The sequence below is a fragment of the Flexilinea flocculi genome (assembly GCF_001192795.1).
Taxonomy (GTDB): domain Bacteria; phylum Chloroflexota; class Anaerolineae; order Anaerolineales; family Anaerolineaceae; genus Flexilinea; species Flexilinea flocculi.
Map to the genome: position 1 here is coordinate 2,181,324 of NZ_DF968181.1, position 25,798 is coordinate 2,207,121.

A 25,798-nucleotide genomic window follows, 5' to 3' on the forward strand; every position below is an offset into this window, starting at 1 on the left:
CGAATAGCTGATCTTTTTTATCAGAGTAATCTTTCAGAACATAGCACCGTTGAATCTTTACGAAGGATAAATTATCAAAATCGCAACCATCGGCTAAACAGTTCCCTTCTATGCTTTCTTCTGTTGCTATCCTATGACACGATTGTCAGTCTGTACTCATTTTCACATTGGATGTACTTCTTTATAAGCAAAACTTCATTTCGTCACTTGCAGAACACATGTTTTTTCAAAATTTAAATGATTGCTTCCTCAGGCTAATGCATTCCTCACAATGACAGATTATCTTATGAGTTACATTGTTATGAATCTTGTCATTTTTAATTACCATTAAGGGCAAAAGCATCCGCTATCCCTTGAGAACATAAAAAAAACACGCTTAGAAAGCGTGTTTTTTCGCTTTCAATTGCCGTTTATCGGCGAGCATTTACACAGACAAGGAAAAAACCAACTACGAGCAGCCAATAGTTATACTCAGATGCAAATCGAATATACGTAAAATGACTGATAATACCTAAAACACCCAGGAAAAATCCAAAAATCCATCCCGCACTCATTTTATCTCTCCTCAGAACAAAAAATTTTCCTGTCTAATTCCTTATTGCAATAACTATGCCATTCTGTTGTTTTATAAAATATCTCTATGCTTATCCGCTGCGGTTCAAACCACCGAATTACAGCAAAGGAGGGTTCCGGGAAATGCTTATCAGGATTTTCAATAAACAGAGATCCCGGATTCAATAATACGCGTTGATCGTCATTCCAAAGAAACGGGAAATGAGTATGTCCATGAATAAGAATTTGCGCATCTTTTGCTTCCTCAGGTATCTGATCCAAAAGATACAACGGGTTAATGGTTCTAAAAATACTGATTATTTTTAACCGCAAATAATGCCAGAAATCACCTTGCCCATGAAAAAGCGAGATTTTTACCCCTTGAAATGTAAAGTTACAGATAGCCGGATAATGATTCCAATACAGGACATCCCGATTGCCTCTTACAGCAAAGACAGGAGCGATTAAGTTCAATTCTTGAATTACATTCGGTTTTTCGATATCCCCGGTATGAAAAATGATCGATGGAGTTAAGTCCCGGATCCGGTCGATTGTGTCATCAGGGATCCTGTCCATGTCCGAAGGAATATGCGTATCTCCCAATACAACAACGGTCATCGGACATTTGCAGGTCGTATTTAAATCCACATTCAGAATTGATCTCATCGTTTGTAATTATAATTGATGGAAAACACCAATTCGAAATATGGATTGACATTTCGAATAAATAAAAAAAAACGGTTGTTCTTATGGTTTTACGCTTCGGATAAAAACCATAAGAACGATAAAGAATTCTCTTCATAATTCGAATTACAGATGAGAATTTCGGAATAAAAGAAAAATATCAAACAAATTTTCTCGTTCCGTTCGAACAATACGGAGATCGATCATCGAAATCAATGAATCAAAAAATAAAATTCCGCCATGGGACGTTGTCAGATTGTCATACTGCAACAGATTTTGTTGTCGTCATCGATGTGTTAAGGGCATTTACGACAGCAGCCTATGCCTTCCAGTCAGGAGCGAAGGATATGTTCTGTGTCTCTGAAGTTGAAGAAGCTTTTCACCTGCATACACAGATGAAAAATTCATATTTATTGGGAGAAATAAATGGCTATCGAATTCCAGGATTTCATTACAATAATTCTCCGGCAGCGATCAGCAGTGTGGATTTAACCGGCAAAACCATCATTATGCGCACGACAGCCGGAACACAGGGATTAATTCGATCCGTTCATGCAGAAACGATACTTGCCTGCAGCTTTGTCAACGCATCAGCAACTGCAGCATACATTCAAACACATCAGCCGGATGAAGTTTTTTTTGTCGAAACCGGAGTCACAGCTGATGGCAGAGGGGATGAAGATATTGCATGTGCAGAATATGTCGAAGGAATCATAACCAACCAGAGGATTCCCGAAGAAACGCTGAAGGAACGGGTGATCAATTCAAAGAATGGTATGCGGTTTCAGAATCCGTCTTCAAAGGATCTGCCGAAAGAGGATCTCGATTTTGTTTGTTCGTTTGACCTGTTTCATTTTGCCATGACAGCAGAAAGAATAAACAGCCGTCTCATTCGGCTACATGCAATTGATATTGATGACGGATCACAGTGCACAATCTGACCCAGAGACTTGAAATATGAGAAGAACGAAAAGACCAATAAAATCAAAGAATACAAACATAGAATTGAGAAGGATTGATTATGATTCTATTATCGGACTCTGATAATATCGTTTTAATTCCTGTAAAAATACCTGGAGAAAATTTTCATTCATTGGAACCGGAATTTACAATCGTTGAACCGATAAATGATTACGCTGCCTTTTCCAATGACGAATTGGCTGAAATCCTTCCGCATACTAAAGCGATCGTAGCATTGACCGGTATCAATTCGGACATGATTGCAAAGGCTTTGTCTCTGAAAGTCATCGTCGTTAACGGAGCCGGATTCGATCATATTGATATTGCCGCAGCCACTGCTCGAAAAATTCCTGTTGTCAACGTACCTGACACAACAGCGATGACAACAGCCGAGCTGACACTTGCGTTAATGCTGGATGTCATGCGGAAAGTTACAGAAAACGATCGGCAATTGCGCAATCCGGTCAACAACGAGGAGGAAATCTTCCAACCCGGGAAAAATCTTTCCAGGAATTTATGCGGCAAAACGCTCGGCATTGTCGGATTAGGCCATATCGGGTCGGCATTAGCTGAGATTTGCAGTCCATTAAAAATGAATATGATCTATACCAGCCGGCACCGAAAACCGCTTGCCATCGAAAAAGCCATCCGTTTTGTTTCGTTCGATGAATTAGTGGAGACTTCTGACATCATTTCAATCCATTGTCCATTCAACAAAGATTCCGAAAATCTCTTTTCTGCAGATGTATTTCAAAAAATGAAAAACGGAGCTGTTCTGATCAATACAGCAAGAGGCAAGATTGTTGATTATGAAGCCCTGATCCATTATTTAGAAAATGGGAAACTCTATGGAGCAGGGTTGGATGTGTTTCCCGATGAACCACATATCCCGACAAGATTAAAACAGATAGACAATGTCGTTCTGACTCCCCATATCAGTGCAAATACCAGCGAGGCGCGGCAAGCAATTGCTGATGCAGTTTGTGATGTGATTCGAAAAATTTGTAGGCTAGGAGCAGGAGAATACCCTTATGCATTCCCCGGTTTGATTAATCCCGGGATTCTGCAAAAATTTGAGAGGGGCTCAATCCATGAAAATTAAAGCTTTTTTTTCAGGATGCTTTTTCCTCCTGATACTCAGTTTGTCCCTTTTCATTCGATCTGTCGATGCATTGGATGCGGATGATGTGACGTTGATCGGGAAAAACGAGGCACTTTTTTCTCTCAAGGAAAACAAAACCGCGGAAATTCTGACATCAGCCGATGAAAAAGCGGTCATCGAGATTAATGATGGAATCGTCAATGAAGGCAGCATTCTGATACGCTTCATTGTTTGGGGACTCCCGCAAAGTTGGGAGTCAAAGATTTCTGATCAGAATCGTTTGAATGGCAGTTATCTGCCAATAGCTGAGTTAGGGATCCCTTCCGGTGAATGGCTTACTCCTGGATCCGGTTCTCATTTCAGTTTCATTAATCAGGGCGATACATTGATTATCGCCGGATTACTGGAATTCCTCACAAACGAAACACCGGAAATTGTGTCGTTCGATTTTAACCAAATTCCTTTTGATGAGCAGCCATTGAAAGAAGGAGCTGTCATTGTATTAGACTTCGAAGCTGGTGATTCCCGACAGCGTATCGAAAAAAAAAGTGTCATCGATGAAAAATCTGGCGTTTTCTTTTCGCTCTTAAACACTGCACAGACTCCTGAGATTTCGATGATCCAGCCTGCATTAAGCGTATCAAGGACTGATGAACAAATATCGCGAGTTGGATGGGTTTCACTATCCCAAAGCGATGGAAAAAAATACGTCCTAAAGAGAGATTATGCGTACGGTTTCAATATTGCGGATGATGATCGTTTCATGGTCAATAATTCGTATATATTCCAGCCTATTCATGATGCTGAGCCTCGAACCATTTCTTTAGATTTTGTTTACGTTAAAAGAAAGTCCGCAGGAGAAGTAAAACTTTCGCTGGAAGCAATATCTGAAGAACAACCTATTAAAGCGTTAGATATTCCGCTTTCTTTGGATGAGTTTTCGGCAAGAATAAGCGGGTATTCCATTTATCAGGACATCGCTGAAGATCATCATACGATTCCAACGCTGAGATTATTCATGGATTCAGAAGGACCTGTTTCTTCCATAAATTTCTCGACTGGTGATTCTGATAGCGAGCTTATGCCTGCAGTCTGCGGATTCTTGCCGGAATCAGAGCAATTCGCATGTGATGTTCCCTTGTTATCAATGGATCAAACTGAACTGACGCTGAATTACGATTCATTTGAATATCGGATCGATGGGAACTGGTCATTTCAATGGAATCCCATTCCAATACCTGCAAGGGATCAAACCAGTGAGCAAACCGTATTACCCTATAAAATGGATTCCATGAATTTTTACGACGGATCGGATCCTGAGGTTGAAAAAACAGTAAAAAAAATACAGGAGTTTTCTGCAGCTCTCAGCTCAAAAAGCGGTTGGATTTTTCAACGATATGAAACAAAGATGAGTATCGCCGGAGGGGACTATCCGGATTTAATCGATCACTCACAAAAAAACACTCAAATGAACCACATCATCGAAGAATCCTGGGATCAAATCCAACCGGATGGCACCGTACTCAGCAATATATCGCTTGTAAGGAATCTTTCCGGTCAGATCATCAGCGGAACTTGGAATTTAGCAGACCGCCAGATCGTTCTGCCGCAAGGACTTCTCATTCAAAATCAGGGATATAATACAGGTTATGTTTATCCGTTCGTATATGGCAGTGATTTTTATACGCTTTTCAGGACAAATGCCAAAATAGTGGAACAAAAAGAATGCGAATATGAAAACCGTTCAGCATGGTGCTATCGGTTTTTCCATACCTTAGGTTCTGCAAAGGATATCGGAAATTTACCTGAAAATTCATATTTATTTTGGATTGAACAGAAGACAGGGAAAATCCTGCAAAAACAAATCGACTGCCAACTGAACGGGATCGATCAGCCTTCTGAAACTTGTGTTGTTCGAAAAACTTTAGAAATTCGTCATTCTGATGATCTGGATTCGGAAATCAGAAATTTGATTGAATCATTTATTTATTAAGGAGTCGGCCTTGCCTTCAGCTACTTTTAATTTTCCAAAAAAATTCTATTGGGGTACTGCAACTTCATCTCACCAGGTTGAAGGACAAAATAAGAATAATTGGTCTGTGTGGGAATCTTCTCGCGGAAAAATCCTGAACGGCCATACCAGCGGTTTGGCATGCGATTGGTGGGGAGGCCGATGGAAAGAAGATTTTGATCGGGCTGCAGAAACTGGACAGAATTCTCATCGTCTGTCCATCGAATGGTCCAGAATTCAGCCCGAATATGATCGCTGGGATGAGGAAGCTTTGGATTATTATCGCGAAATCATCCGGGGGCTCATCAGCAGAGGAATCCGTCCGATGGTCACACTGCACCATTTTTCTGATCCATTATGGTTTACGGAAGTCGGTGGATGGGAATATGCTGATGCACCAGTTGTGTTCATGAAATATGTGGAAAAAGTCGTGTCGGCTTTTAAACCGCTTGTCAAAGAGTGGATTACGATCAATGAACCGAATGTGTATGTCCTCTGCGGTTATCTAACCGGGACATTTCCACCAGGAAAAAAGATGGACTTGCCATCTGCTTTTCAGGTGCTTTCCAATATGGTGCAGGCACACGCACTTGCTTATCATTTCATCCATCGACGTCAAACCGATGCAAAGGTGGGCGTTTCCATCAACTATCGTGGCTTCACGCCAAAAAATCATACTCCTAGAGACCGCTGGCTGGCAAATGTATTGAATTCGAATTTCAACAATTCATTCATGAATGCAATCAGCAAAGGACGACTGAAATTTGGTCTGCGATCTAATTCGCAAAAAAAAGCCAAAGACACGTTTGATTTTGTCGGGTTGAATTATTATACGTGCAGTCAGGTTCACCTCGGACCGTATCTCAATCGTTTTTTAAGTTATCCGGAAGATGCCGTTCTGAGCGATTCCGGATTTATTGCAAACCAGCCAGAACACTTCTATCAAGCGATTGAATGGGGAGCTTCCTACGGAAAACCGGTAATCGTGACAGAGAATGGAATCGAAAATGCTGATGACAGCATTCGTCCGGAATATTTGGCTGATCACATCTATCAGTTGTGGCGGGCTTACAATAATAATTTGCCGGTTCAGGGATATTATCATTGGACTTTAGTGGACAATTTTGAATGGGATCGCGGTTGGACACAGCGTTTTGGCTTATGGGGTCTGGAAAACAAAACCCAAAAACGTATCCGTCGCCCATCGGTAGATTTCTATCAGGAAATCTGCAAAAAAAATTATCTGGATTCGGAAGATGTAGCAAAATTTGCGCCTAAATCCTTCGAAAAACTTTTCGAATCGTGATTTCTGTTGGTCCATCAATGCGCAGTCTGGTCTGCAACTTGAAGAATCAGTAAAATTTTATGTTGTTGTATAGTTTTTGCATAAAGCGAAAAAACTATACAACAACATATTTCAATGAAGAAAATTATGAACATTGATTCGCCAGCGCTTGAAGCCATGAGCCGACAAGAATTAAGTCGACTGTTTCCGATTATCCTTGTCAAATATGATCCGGAATGGCCTTTCCGTTATGAGCATGAAGCCGCTGACATTCAAAGATCTATCCCCGCAAACAACTGGTATAGAATCAGACATTTTGGCAGCACATCAGTCCCAGGTCTGGATGCAAAACCAACCATCGATATTCTGTTGGAAATTCACATCGGATCTGATTTGGATTCCATCATCGAAATATTCAAAAATCGATCCTATTATTATTCTCCGCAGCCGGAGAATCCAGCTCCTCATATGATGTTTATGAAGGGTTATACTCCTGATGGTTTTTCCGGACAAGCATTTCATGTCCATGTACGCTATCCAGGGGACTGGGATGAAATTTACTTCCGGGATTTTCTGCGAATACACCCGGAAACAGCCGCTGAATATGCTTCTTTAAAACATCAATTGAAGAATCAATTTGAATATGATCGAGATGGTTATACGCATGCTAAAAGCGATTTTATCCAACATTACACGAAAATTGCCAAAGAGAATATCAAAAATTTATCAGCCAAGTATTCTGATGGCCAACAATCCGATTGTTGAAATCTCCGCCTTCTACAGCCAAAACATTAATGCATAAGCGATTTTCTGGAAAAGAATTGGATTATGATACTCGAAGAAATTGCTGACGTCTAATTGAGCCTCTCCGCATGATAGAGCGATATAGAAACCTGTGTTAATCAGCAGGCAAATCAATAATACAGCCTGAGAAAATTTTTCCAAATGAATTTCCTGCAGCTTTTCAACAGCAAAAAAGGCTGCTGTCATTCCAGCTAAAACAATCATCCAGGAGAAATCCATCATGTAACGTTGATAGGTGCCGACGGAGGATCCGACATATCCGGCTATGAAAAGCGGAATCAAGATCAACCCTGCCAAAAGAGCTGAAAAAAGCCGGTCGCGTGTCCGTTTTATGAGCGGATAATAAGGGACTAATAATAGCAAAAAAATGAACGGGCAAATGGAAGCTGCTGAAAAACAATTTTTCCAGTATTTTGTTCCGGCAAAGCCAAATGTCAATGGCTCCGGCGCGACAAGAAACGGGAAATCTGTGCTGAACTGTATCCCCGGGCGGAAAATCAGGTTGAAAATTCCGAGCAAATAATTCGGAACAGTTAATCCGTTGATTGCTGCACGGTTATCAACGATTGTCAACTGATAATTCTGTCCAAATTCAAAAACAGATCCAAAACGCAATTGGTTGTAAATCATCAAGAATAATCCGATGATCAGATACGGAATGATGACAGCAAAAAATGGCTGTATTTGTAAATGTAGCCGCCTGTTTTCCTTTTTTGAAAAAATCAGCGGTAGCAAGATCGGAATATTTAAGAGCGAAGCAAAAATGGAAATCGGCCTGCAGCCAACTGCACACGCCATGAAGAGGCATCCGAAAGCCAGCTTCAGATTCCGATGCGTTTCATTCGATACAGCGCTAAGATTCAGAGCAAAACCGCAGACAGAAAAACAGAACGCAGAAACCATTGCCAATTCATAGGAAAGCGGGCGCCTGATACACCAGATCAGACCGGTTGATTGAACCAGGAAAATCAAACCAATGAGGAATGTCGCTGCCGACAAATGGTTGAAAAACCGCCTCGTGATCCAAAAGAGACAATAAGCCAATCCGAAAGAGCCGAGTATTGCATAGAATAAAACTGCAAAATCGTTCAATAAATAATGACCGGTTATCAGTTTATAAGGAAGAAGGAGCGTGACAACAGGGATAACGCCAAAATAAACGTAATACTTGCCTTCATAATACGCTGTATCCCAATAGATATCCGCATCGGAAATCTGATTCGCAGCTCTTTCTGCAGCATCATAAGGATTTTGCAGCGTCTTGAGGATTTCCGGCGGTTCTGCCAGCAGAGACAATGACCGATGGGAAAGAGCTTCGGTTAATAACTGATAATGGTCTTTATTCCAGAAAGCAAAGTTGTCCGAATGAATCATTGTCTTCAGATTCGGATATGTGCTGACAGAGACAAACAGAAATGTACCGGCAAAGTATAAAAAAATCCCGAACAGCCACCTTCTCTGGCAGCGCTCTTTCAAATGCAAGCGCGTCTGATGTAAAAAAGAACCCGGCCGAAAACAATAAATGACAGACACAATCAGAATCAATATACTAAAACGATAAAAATTGAAGTGAAAGGGTACTGGAGAGTTGATGCCTAATGAAATCGCTTGCGGTTCCAGGTTTTCCAACGTCAGCGTGATTTCAGAAACATTTTTACTTGGATACAGGAAAATGAATCGGCTGTGTTCTATACCGGGAATTATTTCAATTTTTCGTGTATGTCCTGCAGCAAAACCGACCTCAGTGGTATGGACAGTACCCCGAATTCGATCCTGCAAGACATTTTCCAACTGGATCTCCAAATTGCGTAAATCGTCGGGGATACCCTGATCTTTGTGGATGGCTAATACCAGTTTCTTTTCGCCCCCCAAATCCGAAAATTCCATCTCGGATTTGGAGACTGAGATCCTTTTTTGAGAGTTGCTTCCAATTAATTCAAAACTGCGAATATTAAACAGAAATATTTCGAGTAATCCGCAAATCAAAAAAATGGTTAATGCAACTTTTATTCGTCTGTTCTGGATCAACGCCACAAATTTCCCTTCGAATCTATATTTCCGGATACAACAGTCTGTTATAGCATTATTTCTCAATTATAAAGAAAATCCTTGATATTCCATTGAGATTTGATTGCAGGAAAAGATTGCTTCATCGGGCTTATGCCCTTCTCGCAATGACAGGTTGCCTTGCAAGTAATACAGGGACAATATTTGTCGTTGCGAGCCACGCAGGGGTAAAGCAATCTCCTTTTACATGAAAATCATAACCACCGGCTAAGCCGGTGGTATATACATGTTTTATCAGAGAGCTTAATCCTGTTATATGCGCGAGAGAGTCCTTAAGATTAAAAAAGCTTATCTACAGGATGAAGCCAAAAATATTTATTCAGATGTAGAAGACAAATTACTTTTCTAACAATTTGATAAACGGCTCAGCAATTCGATCGATTTCGCGTAATTCCTCATCAGAAAAATTCAATTGATCCAATACTCTCAGATTTTCATCCACTTGGTCAACGCTGCTGGCGCCAAACAATGCGCTGGTGACACGAGTATCTCGCAGAACCCAGGCAAGGGACATCTGTGCCAAAGTCTGTCCGCGTTTTTGTGCAACTTCATTAAGAGCTTTGATATATCCTATCGTCTGTTCATTAATTAAATTGCTTTTCAGATGTTTGTTCAGGGAAGCTCGCGAGCCTTCCGGAATACCATTAAGATATCTTCCTGAAAGCAATCCTCTTTGAAGCGGTGAAAAAACAATGACACCGATCCCGTTCTCAGCTGTGATGTCAAACAGATGGTCCTTTTCAGTCCACCGATTGAGAATGGAATAGGATGGCTGATGGATCAAGCAAGGAGTGCCAAGATCTCGTAGTATTTTCGCTGCTTTTGCAGTGAGGTCAGCCGGATAATTGGAAATTCCGGCATAAAGAGCTTTCCCCTGCCGGACAACGTGATCCAACGCACTCATTGTTTCTTCTAATGGCGTCTCAGGATCCGGGCGATGATGATAAAAGACATCCACATAATCCAGCCCTGTGCGTTTCAAGCTCTGATTCAAACTGGAAATCAGATATTTGCGAGATCCAAAATCGCCATATGGGCCAGGCCACATATCATACCCCGCTTTGGAAGATATAAATAACTCATCCCGATACGGTTTCAAATCCAGAGCGAATAACTGTCCGAAAACACGCTCAGCAGCGCCATAGGGAGGTCCATAATTATTTGCCAGATCAAAATGAGTAATTCCCTTATTAAACGCATGACGAACCATAGCTCGAGCAGTTTCAAAACTTTTATAACCGTCAAAATTATGCCATAACCCGAGTGTCAGTACGGGCAGTTTAATTCCGCTTCGTCCACAGCGTCGATAAATCATTGTATCGTAACGCGAAGGTGAAGCAGCATATACGTCGGATAAATTTTCGTTATGAGCATCGATCATTGTTTTCCTCCTTGTATTCGTTCAAACACACCCCATTGATCATTCATTCCTTCATTAATCGTTTCGCGATATTGGTAATTCTGACATAAAAAATTATACGTTTCCAACTGATAATCTGCCAGATTTAATTCGCTGCAAAATCCTGAATCGGAAAATGGTATTTTCGCAAGGTAACTTTCATTGGTATAGATAATAAATCGTGGCGGATTTTGCTTCAAATCATATAAAAATTGTGACCATTGTTTTTCCTGGACATATCCGGGAAATAAATATAAAGGACGGACATTAAAAAATCGTGTCGGCGCTGATCGTTCAGCCAGGACATACGATGCCAATCCGCCACCCCAAATGATTACCGGATCAGTTTTATTCGTGTTTTCCTTCAGGAAATCGGCAGTTTTTGTGTAAACAGACGGCATCCGAGGATTGTAGTTTTCCCGATAAAGTGAAACGATCGGAATCGATGTGACGATGAACAAGAGTATAACCAGGAACACAGCGGTCTGAGTTTTCATATTTGTATTAAGAAAATCATAGATCCGCATTCCCAGCCAGATAACCAGCACACAGACTGGTGGGAAACACAAGATAAAATAATGCTGATAATTCATCCCGGATAAACCCGCCAGCAACAATTCAATTGGCAGCGAAAGGAAAGCCCATAAAAGAATCGGAGGATTTTCAATTGATCCAAAGAAACTGCCGCTTTTCATTCGCAGACAATTAAGAAATCGAATAAAAACAATCAGCCATGATAGAAAACCGGAGGAAAGAAAAATGGAAATCCCTGGCAAGAAAGTCAGCGTTGTCAATCCGGTTGCCCAGCGGTTGGCAGCGCTTTGCTCCGAGTAAATCAGATTATACAGAAAAGCGACATCCCAATACTCCTGAAGTGCACCTTTGTTCCAAAAGTAAAAAGCCCAAATTCCATTAATGGCAATCAATCCGAACAGAAAAAAGATCCATCGATGGATAATTTCCTTGCGATCTTTTTTCCATTGAATCCATGAAAGAATTTCCATGATCGAGAAAGTAGCCCAAATACCGATCGTATTCTGTTTGCAGGTGAAAGCCAGTCCGCACAATAATCCGGAAGTTAACCCTGACAGGAATGGTCTGGTTTTCCAAAATCGGGAAAAAAACAATCCCAGAGCGAGAATCTGAAAAAATAGCGCATACTCTTCAGTGTAATTTCCAAAATCAAATACTCTGACGTAATGCAGGATTATCAGAATGACTGCCGAGAGGGTTATGGATTCGGGGAAAAAACGTGACAGTAGTTTGAATAAGATAAAAGCCCCGGTAAATAATGCGAACAGCTCCAGCAGCCATATACCCGTAAGTGATCCGTCTGCCAAAAATAAACCGAACGCATCCAGATAGAAAACCATCGGCGGTTTATGGTCCCAAATTTCAAGATAGGGGATTTTCCCGTTCCGAATTTGTTGACCGATGTATGAAAAAATTGAGTAATCATAGGAAGGATAATAATTTTTTCGCAGCGGGAAAAATGCTCCCATGAGCAACAGACAGGCAAGAAAAATCAACGCTGTCTGCCAGACGATTCTTCCATTCAAAAAAATCCGTCTGCATGTCTGTCCAATACGTTTTTCAAGTTTGAACAGCAAATAGAATAGAACGAATGATCCCTGAATCAGGTAAAACCCAAAAAAAATCAATGCCGGTACAGCCTGGCGTATATAACGAATGATATGGTCTACTGGTGGATGATCATAATAAAACTGAGAGGCAATCGCGATTGTAAAACTGATCACACTGGTGAAAAACAAACAAAGGATTGTCTTTTCGATGATACTTCTCTTTAGCGCCAGACGCATGAATATCACTGGTCCGTTTTTCTTGAAATACCACAGCCAACCTGCCCAAATCAGACAAGCGGCGATAAAGACAATCAGAATAAAACCGGACCTGATTAAAGACAGTCCGGTTTCAGATGGCTTCCATAAAAAGAAAATGGCGCAAAAAGCTTCAAGAATTGTTAAAGAAGGGATGAAAAAACGCAATGTCAATTTTTTCATCGTATTAAGTCAATGAATAGGATCGAATTGATAGATGACCGATTGGCTGATTTTGCTTTCCTTAGCAAGTCGGGAGAAATACTCGCCAGTTCTTTTTCCGGCAGATCCATCCGTATAAGTACATTCATCCTGAATGAACTTTAAGCGTTCAGCTTCATCAGTCTCCGGATGCTCCAGATACAAATTGATGGCATCCTTCAATTGTTCCTTGTTGTAAACAACACGGCCAGCCTTGGCATTTCGAAAACGCTCATGTGTAGGCCATTTGCCGATTTCTGACAGAGACAAACTGAATTTTTCCGGTTTGTTCCATCCGCCAGGAGCATCGATGCAGACACTGACAATCGGCCGATTGTGGATTGCTGTCTCCACAACCATCGTTGAATAGACCGTCAAAAAGACATCCGACCAGGCCATCATGGAAGACTTCTCCGGCATATCCTCTCCAGAGTAGAATCCAAGATCACCACCCAACGCGACAGGTTCAACCAGATGGATATAGGGTTTCCCTTTGATCAGTTCCCGGATACGATTTGCCTCTTCTTCAAAAAGGGATCCGGCAAGAAAGTGATTGGGATGGAGCCGAATCAATAACTGGCAGGGTTGATTCAATGCATCTTCAGAGACTAATTGAACTAATGCTTCAATATCCTGAAAGTTTGGGGAGAAGGTAACAAAACTGCAAGCAAAAGATATCAGTTTTCGATTCAAATCCAGTTGATGCATTTGAAAATACGCTTCCCGTGAAAGCTGCCATTTCTTTTGGAAATATCCATCATAGGTGGGAATTCCGCCGATATTCACCCGATCTTGATTCCAATCAGCCCCTTCCGTCAGTTCCTGTTTCTGAATCTGTGACCAGCAATTCGCCCACTGCATTGGCGCCCCGGGCAGGCGATAACTGCTTGGATTATCCCATCCAATTACAGCCATGCAAGTTTCAATCCCTCTTTGAGCAGCTTCCCGCAGTAAATAACGATCCAATCGCCATCCGGATGTACTGGCAATAACGAGTGTTGGTGAATATTTCTCAAAAAGATCTGAATAGATGGCTGGCGTATAACGCATCTGGCTCCTCACCAGATTCTTCCGCGCATATCCTGATTTCCGCAGAATGCGGATATACCCTTTGAGAAAAGGCATCAAGAATTTGCCGCGTCGTGATGTTTCATGATTCATCTGCCGTAAATGGCTGTCAATTGCTGTTGTGTTAACCTGATCAGAACCGCCCATCCAACGTAAAAAATGCAGCCAATACTGGCGATTATGATGAACGCTTTTGAAATATTTTTTAAGCCCGTCAAGCCGTAAGCCTTCAAAATACAGGTTATCCGCAGCAAATCTCGAGCGGACTTTATCGGTCACGCCATCATCGGTCAGGACGACTACGCGAATTCCATTAGACAACATCGTATTGACAACATCTGTCTGTAAAAAATAAACCAATGCCAATCCATGATCAGCGCTGATAAAGACTGTTTTTTGTTTTTTTTCAATTAATTCGTTATTCATGCTATTTATAATTTTCATAGCCCTGACATTTCTCAGGTTTTTTTCGATGATGACAGGTAAATGCTCCGTTCAGATTGACTTCTCCCATCAGCGATTCGAAGGATGGAAAAGCCTTTTAAGAAAAAAAGAACAACCTTGTTATAGTGATGGTTCTACGTTTCGCGAAAAACCATCACCACAACAAATACTCCCTCTTATAATTCGATCCGCTGATTTCCCATACATTCTCCAAATTTTGGTTTATCATGACCTTTGATCATAATACCAGTGAAAAATCTTATTATATATACTTAAAAGGATTTTTTTAACAGGCGGAGTATCAACAAAGCGACGCCGCATCACTTTGTTATTTTTTACACCATCGGTCGGGCTGGAAACAAACGTTATCGTATTGCTCATGTTCATCGCCAATGGCTGCGGGGTCATTAATCGCAGATATCCTTTTTCATTCATCCGCATATCCAATTGTTTTACCTGGCCCATCGGACGATCCATCTGGAAAGGAAGGAATTCGGACAAGACACTACGATAAGCGGTAAACTGCCAGTGAGACGCGCCAACCATCGCCTGAACATCATGATAGGTTAATAAATGGTCTTCGCTGGAATCATAATGCGCGCGAATTTCTTCTTCAGATTGTCCCAAACTTAAATCGAATTCACGAAAGGTTTCATAAGGGACAAGCTGCCCGGATTTGTACTGAACATCTTCCTGGTTTTTTGCCCATTTGAGCGTGTTTGAATAATAATCCGGATTGGTACGGAAAGGTCGGGCAGTCACCATACCGGTATGGGGATAGGTTTCCAAAATTTCAAGACTTTTCGATAGCCAACCTGGAGAAAAGAGGCAATCATTATCCGTATATGCGATAACATCGCCTGGTGCCCCATCCAGAATGATATTCCAGGCACCTCCTTTGCCAAGATTTTTTTCAGAAAATATCAGATATTGAATATTGCCCGATTTTTGTTCGTTCAATAGATATGCTTTGATTTCATCGCAGCTCCCGTTGTCAAAAACCATCAGATCATAATCGACATCCGTTGTGCTGTTTCGAATACCGTTCAAGCAAGCTTTTAAGACTTCAGGCATTTCCGCATAGAAACCACTGATAAATGGGATGTAATTCAGAACTGCCACTGTCACTCTGGCCGGTTTTGCTACATCCTTCACAAATTTTGCAGGATTTTGTCCAATTCGCATGGTGTCTTCCTCTTATTCCACATCATCCATCGATGTCAGGAATTCTTATTATTTTTTGTTAAGAATTTGCGTAATTCACCATACGCTTTTTTCGGATGAAATACGGCAAAAAATGCTTCTCCCAGAAGTCTTGATTTCAGAGTTACCAAAGGAAAAATTTCGATCTCCCTTAATATTTTTTTCACTGTTAGACTTGGGCGTGTTAAGGAGCCGTCTTTTTTCATTTTCCAGTCACAATCCAGTAAAGTGAAAACAGTCCGCTTCCCGCCTGCTAATTTTACATTTTCGAAGGATTCCTGTTGCCGGTAATGAGGCTGTCCTCCCGGAAGATGCGCGTAATCGTGATCCTGATGGATGATATCGATCACGTCCGAACAGTCGATCAGTTTCCAACCTCTCATCCTTGCTTCATAAAACATCCAGTTATCCCAACCAGATCTGCCGATTGCAAAATCAGGCATTTTCATAAAACAATTTCGTGGGAAAATAAAATAATCGCTGCCCCCTGCCGGATGACGTCTGCCACGATTTTTTATATCCTCTCGGATACGATCAATCCATCCATCAGACATATTGATTTTTTCCCGAATATCCAAATCCCAACGTTGTCCAACCAGCAGGAATTGCTTCTCATAACTCAATATGCTTTCGGCTATTTCCAAAAAATTCGGGAGAAGAATAATATCTGCGTTGACATATGCCAATAAAGGAGAAATGGAAGTCTCCCGTGCTAAGGAAAAGATATCGCTCAACAACGGTGTTCCAGATGAATTGCGCTTCACATGAGGAATATATCGGACTTCCAAATCAATGGACGCTTCTTCTACACCAGGATCATCGCCGATCAGGACAATGTCAACATCTTTTCCAAATTGTTTCCAGGATTGAATTGCATTCCATTGAATTGTTGCGATATGGTCACGGATGAAAGCTTTAGGAGAGATAAAAATTGTCATCACACTCATGTTTTTTTCAAGCTCCTTTCATCCACAACATCAACCTGTTTTGCATGAGTAGATTCGTTAATCCGTTCTAAATCCGGGTTTTGCTCGATGATTTTCAATACATCATACCATGAAGCTTGCAGCGGATCTGATAACCGTTTAAAGATTTCCTGTAAGAGCAAGTAATCATCCAATGTGTCGATTGTCCAGCGATGATTTCCATAATCCGGATAATGATCCAGAATCTCTACTTTAAAGCGACCTGGAACGGAATAAAACCAGGGCATGACATGTTCTCGTTCAAAAGGTTCTCTGGCTTCCTGCCATGCTTTTTTGAGATTCATGAAGCTGACTACTTCCACATCCAGACCAATAGGGAATGTTCGATGCCAGGGCGGAGGCAGACGATTTGCAGTAAAATCTGCTCCGGTATTGAGGAAATGCCGTATTGTATCATCAATTACTTTGGGATCAATCAAAGGACAGTCAGCCGTTACACGAATGATCAGATCTGAGTGAACGGAAAGTGAAGCCTGATAAAATCGGTCCAAAACATCAAACTCGGATCCGCGAAAGCAGGCAATTCCATGCTCCAGGCACCATTTTTCGATCGGGTCATCTGCTACATTCACTGTTGTAGCCACAAGCACTTCATCCACGAACGCCGCCTGGGCTCCGCGCCTTACAACCCATTCGAGAACCGGTCTGCCCTGCAAATCTAAAAGTACTTTCCCGGGCAGCCTGCTTGAACCCATTCTGGCTTGAATTATCAATGTTTTTTTCATGTGATGATCCTGAAATTCATCATCTGTATTATTTCCTTTACTGCTCTGATATTTCGAGGTTTTTTTCTGCGAAAAAACTTCCATTTTTTCAGTCACTTCTCAGTAGAAAAATGCAGGTTCTGCATGTTATCTGGAAAAACCTCTTTGCTTTGAAACAGCAATTGCTTGTTCATAAGCAGTTGTTAATTGGAACTTATTCTTTTCCCAATCTGCTTTTTCCTCAATCATTTTCCGCGCATTCTTTATCATCGAATTCAGTTTCCCTCTGTTTTCATAACAAAACAGAATTTTTTCTGCCAACATCTGCTCGTTATTGGGCTCAAACAATAAACCGGTTTCATCCGCTGTTACCCATTCAAGATTACCCGGAATTGCGGAGACAAGCACAGGAACTTCAAATGCCATCGCTTCCAACAACGATACGGATGTTCCATCCGTAATCGAAGCGCTTAAATAAAGATCAGAGGCGCAATAATAATCCTTCAATTCATCATTCTTTTTCCGTCCGATCCAAAAAATCCGCTTTTGGATTTCCTCAGGAGCCGATGAAGCCATTTGTTGAAGCATCGCTTTTTGGCTGCCGTCCCCTAACAGTAACAATTTCAAAGACGAAACATTTTGTGCCGCCAACAAAAAGCCTTTCACAATTGTTGCGACATTGTAATTCGGTTCCATGGTTCGCAGACTGATGAGGACAAAATCATCATCCTGCACGAATTCCCCTCGAAGTAGACTTTTTTTGCGAGTCAGTTTTTGCAGATCAATTCCCCACGGAAAAATTGTTGCATGCGCTGGATTTAATCCCAGCGATGCTGCCGTATCACGCTCAACATAACAATCACCGAGAAACCAGTCCGCGTTCTGCAGAGCGAAAGCAGTTGTTTGTCTCATGGCATCGCTGATTTCAATATCATGCATCAGATCAAAGCCCCAAGACATCGCCGCATGCGGATGCAAACCTGCCCTGGCTGCCAACCAGGAGACATCTGGAAGCGGTCCAGTATGAATCACATCCGGTCGGATTTCATTCCAAATCGTTTTCAAATCGGATATGACATAGGGATCGTTAACTGGATCTCGAGGTGATTTTCCCCATTTCCAGTTAATCACATGCACAGAGTCTGGAAGTTTCCTGCGTTCCAGACGTTGGCCACGGTCTTCCAGCCGCAGGTAATAACATTCATGGCCGATTTCTGCAATAGCTTTCAAAAACCGATAATCATGCGGGGTATAGTCTCTTGAAAAAAAAAGTACTTTCATAAATTTTTATGAACAGTTTTTGGTCCTATTTATAATTTCGTGTTGATCGATTTATTAGCATGAAGACCGATAGGCAATAGTATTTCGGTTATCTTATCCTAATAGTTTCCAACTGAGTTCTTTGCCGAACGGGATATCTTCCAATGCCTTCATGCCGATCACGTTATCGATTTCCGGCGGTTTGATGGCTCCCGGCACTGCAGGACGCAAAACGTCAATCATATTCCTTGAGAAAACCTCGCCGGCACGAATATCCCTTGCCGCGCGGAGACAACGCCGCTGGATTACCGAGGTTTCTAATTCATTCTCATTGATGTACTTCTCCGAAGAACCCAGCGCTTTCTCTAACTGACGTGTATTTTCGACCATTGCTGCCCAGGAGACAGGATTCATCGCAAATTTATGATCCGGTCCTTCCCGATTGTTATCATCCGTAAAATGCTTTTCAATCACACGGGCACCGAGAGCTACTGCGCCTAACACGGTCGCATGTCCGGGTGTGTGATCGGATAAGCCCAAAATCAAATCCGGCCAAATCGTCGCATAGGTCTGTAAAACACGCAGATGAATGTATTGAAAGTTTTCAAGGCTGGCTGTATAGTTGGTATTGCACTGCATCAAAACCAGTTGTGAATTCTTTGCAAGGATTGTATGAACAGCCCGCTGCACATCACAGAGATCAGAGGCTCCAGTTGCCAGCAAAACGGGTTTTCCTTTAGAGGCAATGCGTTCCAAAGATTCAAGCCAGTCAATATCCCCGGATCCGATTTTATAGACGGACATGTACGCATCCAGCCAGTCAATTGATTCAAAGTCATATGGAGCCGAGAAATATTCAATTCCTTCTTTATCACAGGTCTCTTTCAATTCGGATGACCAACGATCAGGTACTGAAGCATCCTGATAGACCTCAAACACGGATTTTTTCCATTTTGCCTGATGGGATTGCTGCCCGCCCATCGTACGAAAGCCGTAATCCGAGACAATTTTTGCAGCTTTAAAGTTTTGAAATTTTGCTGCATCAGCGCCGTTCTCTTTTGCGATATGAATTAATTGTTTTGCCCGATTCAGATCACCGTCATGATTGGCAGCGATGTCAGCAATAAAATAGACAGGTTCATCGATTCCAATGGTTTTTTTCCCGATCTTTATTTTTTCCATAATCATCCCGTTTGTGGTATCAGTCTTTTGACAAATCAGCAATTCGCAATTGATTCAAGAGAGTGTTTGATAATTCGCATTGTTGCAGACAAATTGAATTGTCTTTCAAGAAAATATCGTTTCTTCCGATAATTCAAAATATGAAAAGAATTCTTTGTCAGTTCTTTTATTCTGCAAATTAATCCATAGTACGAATTACTACTTTTCTGCTCGTTTCTAAAAAGGCTTTTCCAATTTTCGAGTTATTGTAATCCAATCTGCTTCAATAATTCCGGCAATCCATCCTGATAGGCTTGATAAAAATCTTCAAGACAATCCTTTTGGGTCGGCAGATTCTCACCCAGCAACCGGTGCAGTTTGTCAGTATTCATAATCAAATTTGGTGATCGTTTTGCAGTAAGCCCGCTATCTTTCCACGAAACCGGAGATATTAATGAGGCATCCAAACCAAATCGTCGCGCGATGGAGACACCAAAATCATATTTGCTCTGAAAATCAGAGCTAAAAACATGATATAAACCGGAAGCATCCATTTGAATTAATTGATCGAGAATACGAACCATATTCTGGACATAAAGCGTACAGAAAAAAACATCGGTAAAGCCCATCATTGTTTTCTTCTCTGCCAGATTATGAAAAAAAATCTCCCCCAGACTCCGGCTTTGCGTCACACTCCAGCCATAAAAATTTACTCGTGCTACCAGAGCCTCTGGATTTTGATCCAGGACATTCTGCTCTCCAAGTAATTTTGTTTGCGCATAAACGTTGATGGGGTTTGTCTGATCCTCTTCATGGTAGCCTTCTTCACCGCAATCCAGACCGTCGAAAACCGCATCAGTGGAAATATGAATTAGACGGATTTTGTGTTTTCGGGCAAGAGAAGCAATCTCGCCCGGAATCTCGCCATTGATCTGCCGAGCCATCAACGGATTTTTCTCACAGGCATCGATATTAGCCATTGCAGCACAATGAATGATCGCATCCGGTCGCGCTTCTGCAATCATTCTTTCAGCAGTGCCTTCAATAAAAAAATCCCCCTGAATCAAATCAAAGGGAACTTGCTGCAGCTGCTTCTTGTTGTAAACTCCAATCACATGATACGCATCCTTCAACTGTACAGCCAGATTCAAACCCAACAAACCGGAAGCCCCTGTTACCAATAAACGGGGTTTGCTTTCCGGTGAGTCGCTGGATGAATTATGATGAAGCAGATTCATTGAAGTTGTCCATTTTCAAAAGCTTCTTTAAAAGGAGCAATCATCCGTTTGACCCCTTCCAGGTCCAGCCATTCTGAATTATTGTCGCTGGAATAATGAAATCCTTCCGGTAATGGCTTGCCAATTTTTTCCCATTCACGACCGAACCATGTCGTTCCTGTCGGCTGCACCACAAACATGTCATTTAATTCCACAGAGTTTCTTGCTTCATCTTCGGAAATCAGGACTTCATGCAATTTTTCACCTGGTCGAATTCCGGTATAAATGATCTCTGCTTCCGGAGCAATAGCAATTGCCAGATCCTTAACTGCCATACTCGGAATTTTCGGAACAAACACTTCGCCACCATACATTTGTTCTATGCAGCGAATGACAAAATGAGCGCCATTTTCCAGTGATATCCAGAATCGCGTCATCCGTTCATCCGTAACCGTTAATGTGCCGTTCGCGCTTTGACGAAGGAAAACCGGAACTACCGATCCGCGGCTGCCAACTACATTTCCATAACGAACGCAGGAGAAGCGCACGGTACGACCACCAGCATATGAATTGCTTTGAATAAAGAGTTTTTCAGCAGCTAACTTCGTCACGCCGTACAGATTCAATGGATTGACTGCCTTATCTGTACTGATTGCAAGGACTTTTTTTACTCCGGTATCGAGGGCAGCCTCTATTACATTCTGGCTGCCAAGTATATTCGTCTTAACGGCTTCCATCGGATTATATTCACAAGCCGGAACCTGCTTCAGCGCTGCAGCATGTACCACAATATCCACACCTTCAAAAGCTCGTTTTAGCCTGGGAAGATCACGGATGTCGCCAAGAAAGTATCGTAAACTCGGATTATCATAACCTGAAGTTTGCATTTCATATTGTTTTAATTCATCTCTGCTATAAACAATGATCTTTGCAGGATGATATTCTGTCAGCATCGTCTTGATAAATTTTTTACCAAAAGAACCGGTTCCGCCGGTAATTAAGACTACTTTATTCGTCCAGTCCATTCAATTCTCCTTCCAGAAATTCGGAATAAGACTAAAAATTATTATTTTTCAGTCTCCGAGTGAGCAATTTTCTTAATAATAATTAACGGATACTGCCCATATTCACCGTAGAATTCAGGCCTTTTTTCTTCATTTCGGAATAATATCCGCAAAGCAAGTCTGCCAAATGGTTGATGGATTAAAGCCCGCAGCCATCGCACACTGACACTGCGCCAGCATCGGATGTCTACAGATAAAATTCCCGGCATATCCAGTTTGCTGCGGATCCAGGAAGCATCGAGTTTCTGCACAAAGGTTCCAGTAGCTTGAGCGGTATCAGACACCGCTCGCTTTCCTTTTTGATCCTTTTTCAGTTCTTTCCCCCGAATTCTTGCAATAAGACGACCGATTTTTTCCATCTTTTCCATCATCGGCTGCCACTTTTTCATCATTTTTGATTCTGTCCAACCATTAACCACCACCGCGGTTCTTTTAGGAGCCAGCACACGAATCAGATCCATCCAGGCTTTTTCCTGTTCATCCAGAGGTAAATGATGCAATGTATGGAGGGAAACAATACCATCAAAAGCCCCCGCTGTAAACGGAAGGTTCGCAATATCCGCTACCACAAAAAGACCATGTGCGCCGATTTTTTTCCGTGCTTCAATCAGAGCAGTTATGGAGATATCCGCACACACCCTTTTCTCAAAATTCATTGAATAGGTTAAATATTCAGGATATTGAACCGGACCAGAACCGGCATCCAGAAAAAATTTACCTCCGTCCGAAAAATATGGCGTAATCCGCAAATGACAGCGGTGAATATATTCAGCAGATACCGGACGTAAATCTTCATATCGCGCATTTTGATAATATCCGTCGGACTCCTTCTTCCAGCCAATCTGGTCATAGAATTCTCGGACGTTTTGTTTTATCTCAGGTTCATTCATTATTTTTCCAATTTATCGGCAAATATTTCCGCCCAGTCTAATTTTTTCCCGATCAGATACTCAAAACTGGTCCCATATTCAACTTGTCCTTCCTTACTCAAAATATAAGAAAAAGGACGCCTGTCAAAATCATCCCACATTTTTACCAGATGCCAGGGGAATGGCCTTGCATACTCAAAGAAAAACGAATAAGCATATGCCCATGCCTGTTTCACTTGAGTTTCACTTAATACTGCCTTTTCCGGGTCATCCAGCATCCCGCCCAGTATCTTATAATAGCTGACCCAATTTTCCGGATCAAAAGTAAATCCCCTGCCGCGATAATGGGTTTGTCCGGCGACAATCACCGGCACACCACTCATGGACATTTCAAGTCCCATCGTTGTAGTGTATACCAAACCTAAACGAGCAATATCCACCAGATCATAGGAATTGGTCTTATCGGTCGGTGTAATCAGATGGATGTGCTCCGGCAGTTTAGGCAGCAGGTTTCGGACGACGTCCACCATGGAAGTTCCATGCGTCAGCTGTTCTCCGGGATGTACGCGGATGACCAGTTGCGCATCGGTTCGTTCAACAAAATACTGAACAGTACGCTCGATCCATTCCGCCATATTTTTCGAAAATGTATGCCTGCCCAGTGTTAAACTGTCGCCCAGTACATTCGTTGCCAGAAAGACAACCGGACGATCATCCAGCTTCAAACTTTCTCGAACTTTTTCACTGCCCACACGATCGCTTCCCTGCCAACGGCGAGAAAAATTCTCCCAGATATTCGCATGTTGTCTGGCGCCAAACATCGCCTTGACTTTTTCGAGTTCCTCATCAGTAACTTGGATATTCTTCCGGATTTCCCAAAGATCATCCGTCTCCTGACGCATCACTTCACGGTTTTGCGCTATCCAGATTCGTTTTCGTTGTTCTCCAAATTCATAGGTTGTAACGGGTATATTCATCCATTTCGCAATACGATATGCCACACCCATTTCCTGAATCGTACCATTGGGTATGATCACATAATCTGGACGGTTATTTTTCAACCAGGAATAAAGAAGCCTTGCAAATGATTCATTCCGTTCCATCCGCATTTTGAATAACGGATCATTCTGGTCAAATTCCTCCACTTGAAGCGTATATTGTGTATCATAAGTGCTGACCTCTTCAATAATATGATGCAGCTCTTCTGGAATGGACTTATAGGAAGGGTGAATCGGCAGGAAAGAGACGATATCCATATATTTCTCAGCGTCTTCAAAGACTTTCTTTGTATACAAGTCCTGCCTGCGTAAATCGAACTTATTGACGGGTTTCTGCCAATCTGCATAAGGGAGATATCCAAAAGTGACATGATGTCCCTTTGCGGCAAAATAGAGTGAAACCGTAGCAGCTTGTTCAACCCAATAGTGGAGTGATGTAAAAACAAAAATCTTTTTTGGTTTCTTTTGTTCGGTTTTAAATTGTTCAATATCTTTTAGAATTTGCGGAAGTCGTGCTTGAATATTTTTTAATGAATAACGGGTTCCAGGTTCACCCTTATTCTTTAACTGGAAATAGAATTCGGCTGTTAAGGGAATTTCGCCTAAAATTTTGCTGATAGTTTCTTTATAAGTCGTTTGCATTAGTTTTTCGCCTCAATTTCCCATGATAATCTTGGACGAATCAATCCGGTGCGCGGTTCCGGCCATTGCGTTCCCGGCGCTCCGGTGCCATCCACATGAAATACAAGCGCTTGTTCATCGTGAAAATATCTCTTGATTTTAAAAGTACTTGCATTGACTCCTAAAACAAAACGTCCTTCATTCAAGAAATCCGCAGGAATTGTGCATCGGCTGATGTAAGTTCCCTTGTCACGTACGCTGAATTCCTCGAATCTTTCTGAATCATCGACGTCAAAAGAAGTAAAAATAAATTCCCCCCGTACACTGATTAAATAGATGCCAACCCGCAATCCGGTGATCGCTTCCTCTAATTGATATTCGAACTCGATATGAATCGGCTGTGTTGAACGAACAGTATCCGAAATGTTTCCTTGATCGTTCAGAATTCGTATCGCCACCGGTACAAAGGGAGCTGCTTCGGCAGGAATTTCATCCGGAGTCCATACTCGAAACCCTTCCTGTGAAAAACCATGTGATAAATAGTAATCTACTGCTTCAGCTGAGGGAGCCTGCATTACGAGTTTGCCTTTTTCCAAAACAATTGTCTCTTGCGTAAGCCGTAGAATGGCTGACATATTATGACTGACAAACAGCACGGTTCTGCCCTGATCGGCGACATCGCTCATTTTTCCGAGGCATTTCCTTTGGAATTCAGCATCGCCGACAGCTAATACTTCATCAATCACTAATATTTCCGGTTCGAGGTGAGCCGATACTGCAAAGGCAAGACGCAGATACATACCGCTTGAATATCGTTTTACAGGTGTATCAATAAACTCTTCTACTTCTGAGAAGGCAATAATTTCATCCATTTTTCGGGATATTTCTTCATGCTTCATCCCTAAAATCGCACCGTTTAAATAGATATTTTCCCTTCCCGTTAATTCGGGATGAAAACCTGTTCCAACTTCCAGCAAAGATCCGACTCTTCCGGAAATGGTCGCAGACCCGACAGTTGGTTCTGTCACTCGGGAAAGAATCTTCAATAATGTGCTTTTTCCGGCGCCATTGCGACCGACGATCCCCAACGCCATCCCTTTTTCAACATTAAAGGAAATATCTTTTAGTGCCCAGAAAGAATTTGCATCAGTCATTTTCCCATGCAGACGTTTTTTAGGTTTGGTAAACGTATCGATTAACGTCTCCCGAAAAGTTCGATAAGAGGCAGGCGCAGCACCGATCCTGTATCTCTTGCCAATATGACTTACAATGACTGAATTTTGAGGCACGATGTACTCCT

21 protein-coding genes are annotated in these 25,798 nt (G+C 41.9%); 5 read left to right on the plus strand and 16 right to left on the minus strand.

What is annotated here, in order from left to right; translation table 11 throughout:
• Positions 1–410: 410 nt before the first annotated feature.
• The gene (locus ATC1_RS14860) at positions 411–554 is read right to left on the minus strand and encodes a hypothetical protein (protein WP_154664747.1); all 144 of its coding nucleotides are present in this window, start codon (positions 552–554) and stop codon (positions 411–413) included.
• A gap of 1 nt (position 555) precedes the next feature.
• Complete coding sequence (locus ATC1_RS14045; RefSeq protein WP_236688143.1) at positions 556–1,200, minus strand: metallophosphoesterase family protein; 645 nt, start codon at positions 1,198–1,200, stop codon at positions 556–558.
• Between the two features lie 251 nt (positions 1,201–1,451).
• Between ATC1_RS14045 and ATC1_RS14050 the strand changes: the two genes are divergently transcribed.
• From ATC1_RS14050 to ATC1_RS14070, 5 genes are all read left to right on the plus strand, one after another.
• Positions 1,452–2,177 carry a 2-phosphosulfolactate phosphatase gene (locus ATC1_RS14050; RefSeq protein ID WP_062283709.1) on the plus strand — a complete coding sequence of 242 codons (726 nt, stop codon included), beginning with the start codon at positions 1,452–1,454 and terminating at the stop codon, positions 2,175–2,177.
• Positions 2,178–2,257: 80 nt separating this feature from the next.
• The gene (locus tag ATC1_RS14055) at positions 2,258–3,298 is read left to right on the plus strand and encodes a 2-hydroxyacid dehydrogenase (RefSeq protein ID WP_062283712.1); all 1,041 of its coding nucleotides are present in this window, start codon (positions 2,258–2,260) and stop codon (positions 3,296–3,298) included.
• Positions 3,288–5,291, plus strand: coding sequence for a hypothetical protein (locus ATC1_RS14060; protein WP_062283716.1), 2,004 nt, complete (start codon positions 3,288–3,290; stop codon positions 5,289–5,291). The genes ATC1_RS14055 and ATC1_RS14060 overlap by 11 nt, the downstream gene beginning before the upstream one ends.
• A gap of 10 nt (positions 5,292–5,301) precedes the next feature.
• Complete coding sequence (locus ATC1_RS14065) at positions 5,302–6,615, plus strand: glycoside hydrolase family 1 protein (protein ID WP_172667796.1); 1,314 nt, start codon at positions 5,302–5,304, stop codon at positions 6,613–6,615.
• Between the two features lie 126 nt (positions 6,616–6,741).
• Positions 6,742–7,359, plus strand: a complete 618-nt coding sequence (locus tag ATC1_RS14070) for a GrpB family protein (protein WP_062283721.1) — start codon at positions 6,742–6,744, stop codon at positions 7,357–7,359.
• Between the two features lie 12 nt (positions 7,360–7,371).
• Here the strand turns inward: ATC1_RS14070 and ATC1_RS14075 are convergent, their stop codons facing one another.
• From ATC1_RS14075 to ATC1_RS14140, 14 genes are all read right to left on the minus strand, one after another.
• Positions 7,372–9,432: a hypothetical protein gene (locus tag ATC1_RS14075; RefSeq protein ID WP_062283724.1), complete on the minus strand. Its 2,061-nt coding sequence runs from the start codon at positions 9,430–9,432 to the stop codon at positions 7,372–7,374.
• Positions 9,433–9,802: 370 nt separating this feature from the next.
• Positions 9,803–10,846 carry an L-glyceraldehyde 3-phosphate reductase gene (mgrA, locus tag ATC1_RS14080; protein WP_062283726.1) on the minus strand — a complete coding sequence of 348 codons (1,044 nt, stop codon included), beginning with the start codon at positions 10,844–10,846 and terminating at the stop codon, positions 9,803–9,805.
• Positions 10,843–12,885: an ArnT family glycosyltransferase gene (locus ATC1_RS14085; protein ID WP_062283729.1), complete on the minus strand. Its 2,043-nt coding sequence runs from the start codon at positions 12,883–12,885 to the stop codon at positions 10,843–10,845. Before ATC1_RS14085 ends, mgrA begins: the two co-directional genes overlap by 4 nt.
• A gap of 9 nt (positions 12,886–12,894) precedes the next feature.
• Positions 12,895–14,415 (minus strand): hypothetical protein, encoded by a 1,521-nt coding sequence (locus ATC1_RS14090; protein ID WP_152024327.1) that lies wholly within the window; start codon positions 14,413–14,415, stop codon positions 12,895–12,897.
• Between the two features lie 225 nt (positions 14,416–14,640).
• A complete protein-coding gene (locus tag ATC1_RS14095) occupies positions 14,641–15,600 on the minus strand; it encodes a glycosyltransferase family A protein (protein WP_062283733.1) in 960 nt (319 codons plus the stop codon).
• Positions 15,601–15,635: 35 nt separating this feature from the next.
• Positions 15,636–16,565: a hypothetical protein gene (locus ATC1_RS14100; protein ID WP_062283735.1), complete on the minus strand. Its 930-nt coding sequence runs from the start codon at positions 16,563–16,565 to the stop codon at positions 15,636–15,638.
• On the minus strand, positions 16,562–17,329 hold the full coding sequence (locus ATC1_RS14105) for a cytidylyltransferase domain-containing protein (RefSeq protein WP_172667797.1): 768 nt from the start codon (positions 17,327–17,329) through the stop codon (positions 16,562–16,564). The genes ATC1_RS14100 and ATC1_RS14105 overlap by 4 nt, the downstream gene beginning before the upstream one ends.
• Before the next feature lie 126 nt (positions 17,330–17,455).
• Positions 17,456–18,589, minus strand: coding sequence for a glycosyltransferase family 4 protein (locus ATC1_RS14110; protein ID WP_062283740.1), 1,134 nt, complete (start codon positions 18,587–18,589; stop codon positions 17,456–17,458).
• Between the two features lie 93 nt (positions 18,590–18,682).
• Complete coding sequence (locus tag ATC1_RS14115) at positions 18,683–19,750, minus strand: N-acetylneuraminate synthase family protein (protein WP_062283743.1); 1,068 nt, start codon at positions 19,748–19,750, stop codon at positions 18,683–18,685.
• A 242-nt stretch (positions 19,751–19,992) separates the two neighbouring features.
• Positions 19,993–20,967, minus strand: a complete 975-nt coding sequence (locus ATC1_RS14120) for an SDR family oxidoreductase (protein ID WP_062283746.1) — start codon at positions 20,965–20,967, stop codon at positions 19,993–19,995.
• On the minus strand, positions 20,964–21,971 hold the full coding sequence (pseB, locus tag ATC1_RS14125) for a UDP-N-acetylglucosamine 4,6-dehydratase (inverting) (protein ID WP_062283749.1): 1,008 nt from the start codon (positions 21,969–21,971) through the stop codon (positions 20,964–20,966). Before pseB ends, ATC1_RS14120 begins: the two co-directional genes overlap by 4 nt.
• A 41-nt stretch (positions 21,972–22,012) precedes the next feature.
• Positions 22,013–22,900, minus strand: a complete 888-nt coding sequence (locus tag ATC1_RS14130; RefSeq protein WP_062283751.1) for a class I SAM-dependent methyltransferase — start codon at positions 22,898–22,900, stop codon at positions 22,013–22,015.
• On the minus strand, positions 22,900–24,519 hold the full coding sequence (locus ATC1_RS14135) for a capsular polysaccharide export protein, LipB/KpsS family (protein ID WP_062283754.1): 1,620 nt from the start codon (positions 24,517–24,519) through the stop codon (positions 22,900–22,902). The genes ATC1_RS14130 and ATC1_RS14135 overlap by 1 nt, the downstream gene beginning before the upstream one ends.
• A complete protein-coding gene (locus ATC1_RS14140) occupies positions 24,519–25,787 on the minus strand; it encodes an ABC transporter ATP-binding protein (protein WP_062283757.1) in 1,269 nt (422 codons plus the stop codon). Before ATC1_RS14140 ends, ATC1_RS14135 begins: the two co-directional genes overlap by 1 nt.
• Positions 25,788–25,798: the final 11 nt, after the last annotated feature.